Annotated in this window: 3 protein-coding genes; all 3 read left to right on the top strand. The window is 67.6% G+C overall.

The window, feature by feature from the left end; all coding sequences use genetic code 11:
* A partial coding sequence (locus tag G3N92_RS32280; RefSeq protein ID WP_206131589.1) for a hypothetical protein occupies positions 1-317 on the top strand: 317 nt, incomplete at its 5' end.
* 175 nt (positions 318-492) lie between these two features.
* Positions 493-1,629, top strand: coding sequence for a hypothetical protein (locus tag G3N92_RS32275; protein ID WP_241015161.1), 1,137 nt, complete (start codon positions 493-495; stop codon positions 1,627-1,629).
* A 115-nt stretch (positions 1,630-1,744) separates the two neighbouring features.
* On the top strand, positions 1,745-3,418 hold a 1,674-nt coding region (locus G3N92_RS32270), incomplete at its 3' end, for a type III effector HrpK domain-containing protein (RefSeq protein WP_241015160.1).

Below are 3,418 nucleotides of genomic sequence, written 5' to 3'. Positions count from 1 at the left end.
CAGCCGGCCAGGGCGGCGAGCAGCGCGACTGCGGCCGGAGCGAAAAGGCGCATGCGGCGCGGGTTCGCCGGGGCGAGAGCCTGCGATGCCCGGAGGCGGTCGACGAACGGAAGAGCGTGCATGGCCGCGATCGAATAGTCGGTAAGCCCTTATCAGACAGTAAGCGGGGCACGTACGCGCGCGTCGACACGAAGCATTGCGCGGCAACACGCACCGACACCTTCGTGCATGGCTGCGATGGTGGCGCATCCCTCGCTCGTGCTTCGCATTTCCGGCAGGACGTTCGGATTACCGAAGTTTTGCCGCGCAGCCGTTGACTAACATTGGCAACGGCATAGCGCCACCTGTGACAGGGAGGCGTATGGCGTAAACGCACGACGTCTACTTCGGACCCATTACAGGAGGCCTCACATGGAAGTCGCAGGCGCAATTTCAAGCAATCTGAATCCGATGTCCGGCGCGGGTAACGCGTCGGCCTTGGCATCGCAGATCATGCCCTTGCTGCAGCAGACCAACGAGAAGCTCAATGAGATGACGAGCTCGCTCATGCAGCAGATGATTGGCCAGATGCAGCAGGAACTGAAGCAGGCCCAGCAACTGGCGCAGCAGCTCGGCGGCGGTTCGACGGGTGGTACGGGTGCTGGTGCCGGCACGGGCGGCGCGGGCGATGTCGGCGGCGACACCGGTGCCGGCGCGGCAGGCGGTGCCGGTGGTGTCGGCGGCGCGGCAGGTGCGGGCGCGGCAGACGGCGGCATGACGGCGCAATCGGCTGCCGGCGCGCTGGCGTCCTACATGTCGCAGAACGGCCAGGGCTCGATCGACCCGAACCAACTGTATCAACTGGCGATGAACCCGCCGGCCGGCACGTCGCAAGACGTGCAGAACGCCGCGAAGTTCATGCTGGCGAATCCGGACACGTTCAAGGCGATCGAAACGCACGACGTCGCGGGCGCGGACGGCATTGCCGGCCAGGGCGACATGCAGTGGGCCGCGCAAGGCGGTGCCGATAACGTCGGCAGCGGTGCGGGCGGTGCAGGCGGCGCGGGCGACGTCGGCGGCGACACTGGCGCGGGCGCGTCGAATGCGGCCGGCGACACGACGGGCGCGGGCGACACCACCGGTGCCGGCGATGCCACGGGCGGTTCGCCGATGACGATGCAGTCCGCAGCGGGTGCACTCGCCGCGTACGCGCACGACAAGGGCATGAGCACGATGGACCCGAACGCGCTGTACCAACTGGCGACGAACCCGCCGTCGGGTACCTCGCAAGACGTGCAGAACGCCGCGAAGTTCATGCTGGCGAACCCGGATGCCTACAAGGCCATCGAGACGAACGACGTGGCCGGCGCCGATGGCCTGACCTCGATCGCCAACCTCGACAAGGCCGCGCAAGGCGAGATCGCCGACCCGACGGCCGGCTCGAGCTCGGCGGCTTCGTCGTCGGCGCCGCAGCAGGACAGCGGCATCTCGCCGGAAATGTTCATGCAGATGGCCGGCATGGGTGGCATGGGCGGCATGATGGGCGGTATGGGCGGCGGCATGGGTATGGGCCTGGGCCTCGGCATGATGGGCGGCATGGGCGGTCTGCAAATGCCGAAGGCGCAAGACAGCGACGACGACAACGCGTAAGGCTCGCGTCCGGCCCGCTCCGCGAGGAACGGGCCGGATCGCCAGTCGGGTGCGTCATCGCGGGGCGGCCATGCTGCCCCGCGTTTCCTATTCCTACATTTCGGTACCGCGTTCCATGACCTCGCTCTCATCCCTCTCCTCGTATTCTTCCCAGACCGTCAACGATCCGTCGATGACGGGCACGAACGATTCATCGGGCGGGATGCAGTCCGGCCTGCAGATGATGGAAAACCTCAACTCGCAGCTCCAGCAGATGGTGAAGGCGCTGATGCAGGCTGCGCAACAGCAGCAGAGCAACAGCGGCGACGCCGGCGGCGACTCGTCGCCCGCGAGCGGCAGCGGTAGCGGCGGCCTTCAGATGCCGCAGTCGGATCCGTCCTCGGCGCTCGACGCGACGGGCGGGGCCGGCGACATGTCCGGCGCGGCGGGCGGCGCGGCTTCGGCCTCGTCGGACGACGGCAAGTACGCGGCGCTGGATGGATACAGCGAAACCAACGATCAATCCGATCTGCAGAAGTGGTCCGATCTCGCGTCGCCCGATCAGGGCGTGTCGCTCGAGCGTCCGCTGGCCGCGATGCAGATTCTCAGCGGCAAGACCGATGCGAACGGCAACCCGCCGACGCAGGCGCAGACGGCCGCCGCCATGCAGTTCGTGAACGACAACCCGTCGCTGAAGACGGCGCTGCAGAACACCGGCGCGATGAAGTCCGACGGCACGATCGACACGAAGAAGATGCAGGGCTTCATGGGCCAGGTCAGCACCAACCTCGATCAGGCCGATTCCGATATCAAGGACTACATGAAGAAGCATCCCGACGCGGATGCGGATTCGGTCAACGTCGAACGCTCGGCCGGCCTGTTGAAGGCCTACAACGCGATCGCCGGCGAATCCGAAGGTCACAAGTCGGGCGGCAAGAACGGCAACAACTACTCGAGCGGCGGCAAGAGCGGCGGCGGCCTGACGACCCAGCAGCAGGTCGAGGATCTCGAGAAGAACTCGGGCTTCAGCTCGGCGCTGAAGTCGGCCGCGCAGACCTTCGGCTCCGACGGCGGCATCGACGATCTCGACCGCGCCGGCGACGACAAGGCCACCGGCAAGCGCGACAAGACGTTCTCGGCGACCAACCTCGATCACTTCCTGTCCGACGACGCGCCGACGACGCAGGCCGGTTCGCAGCAGTTCCTGCAGAACGCCAGCCTCGAGAACATCACCGGCAACACCGATATCAGCAGCCTGAACGGCGACGTGATCCAGAACCCGCAGAACTACTCGCCGCAGCAGAAGGCCGCGGTGATGGTGAAGCTGATGGAAACGCTGGTGGACGTGCAGGCCGGCGGCTCGGACAAGCTGCGCAACGTCGACAAGACGGTGGCGGCGCTGCAACAGGACATCCAGAAGCTGGCCGCCGACCCGGATACGTCGGCTTACCTGCAGAAGACGGTGCCCCCGGAAATGCAGCAGATGGCGGGCCAGCTCCAGAACGCGGGCGGCGTGACCTCGGCCGGCAGCGGCGGCGACACCGGCTCGGACGGCACGGGCGCGACCGGCAGCGGCCAGAACGCCGGCCAGACCATCGACGACGTGCATCGCGGCCTCAGCGACGCCAAGACGGTGGCGCAATCGCTGGGCGATCTCGCCAAGGGTGAAGGCTCGATGGGCCTGAGCGGCGACGCAGCCGTGGGCGAAGCGGCGGCCGGCGCGGCGGCAGGCGGGGCCGAAGGCGCGGCGGGTGGCCCGGCAGGCCGACCGGGAGCGCGGCGTGTAGGGAAAGAGGGTTGGCGGGGGTGT

Origin of the sequence: Burkholderia sp. Ac-20379 (assembly GCF_017104645.1) — a bacterium.
GTDB lineage: Bacteria > Pseudomonadota > Gammaproteobacteria > Burkholderiales > Burkholderiaceae > Burkholderia.
Note: the sequence above shows the minus strand (reverse complement) of the source record. Positions and strands in the feature narration are given on the sequence as shown.